Origin of the sequence: Methylobacterium sp. WL103, from assembly GCF_008039885.1 — a bacterium.
Lineage (GTDB): Bacteria > Pseudomonadota > Alphaproteobacteria > Rhizobiales > Beijerinckiaceae > Methylobacterium > Methylobacterium cerastii.
Genome location: NZ_VRUX01001054.1, coordinates 1 through 866, shown reverse-complemented (window position 1 = coordinate 866; position 866 = coordinate 1). Strand labels below are relative to the sequence as shown.

The 866-nt window shown below is 72.7% G+C and carries 1 protein-coding gene; it reads right to left on the bottom strand.

Annotated features, from left to right (window positions below; all coding sequences use genetic code 11):
• A partial coding sequence (gene xseA / locus FV222_RS27725) for an exodeoxyribonuclease VII large subunit (protein WP_147816377.1) occupies positions 1-828 on the bottom strand: 828 nt, incomplete at its 3' end.
• Positions 829-866: the final 38 nt, after the last annotated feature.

The following is an 866-nucleotide window of genomic DNA, read 5'->3' as shown; positions in this document are numbered from 1 at the left end:
CACCGGCACGGCCATCTCGGCGGCGCCCGTCGGCGTCGGCGCGCGCCGGTCGGAGACGAAGTCGATCAGCGTGGTGTCGGTCTCGTGCCCGACCGCCGAGATCAGCGGGATCCGGCTCTCGAAGGCGGCGCGCACCACCGCCTCCTCGTTGAACGCCCACAGGTCCTCGATCGAGCCGCCGCCGCGGGCGACGATCAGCACGTCCGGGCGCGGGATCGGGCCGCCGGGGGGAAGCGCGTTGAAGCCGCGGATCGCGGCGGCGATCTCGTCGGCGGCCCCGTCGCCCTGCACGCGCACCGGCCAGACCAGGACGGGCCGCGGGAACCGGTCCTCGAGCCGGTGCAGGATGTCGCGGATCACCGCGCCGGTGGGGGAGGTCACCACGCCGACGACCTGCGGCAGGAACGGGATCGCCCGCTTGTGCTCGGCGGCGAACAGCCCCTCGGCCGCGAGCGCGCGCTTGCGCTCCTCCAGCAGCGCCATCCAGGCGCCGACGCCGGCCGGCTCCAGGCTCTCGATGACGATCTGGTACGAGGACTTGCCGGGGAAGGTCGTGATCTTGCCCGTGGCGACGACCTCGAGCCCCTCCTGCGGCTTCTGCCGCAAGCGGTTGAAGGTGCCCTTCCAGACCACGGCGTCGATGCGGGCGTTTCCGTCCTTGAGCGAGAAGTAGGCGTGGCCCGAGCCGTGCTGCCCGCGGAACCCCGAGATCTCGCCGCGCAGCCGCACATGCCCGAACGCGTCCTCCAGCGTGCGCTTCAACGCCGAGGCGAGGTCGCCCACCGACCATTCCGGCTGGTTTGCGACGAGCACCGCCGAGGACGGCACGTCGGCGGTGCTCGTCGCAAACCAGCCGGAATGGTCGG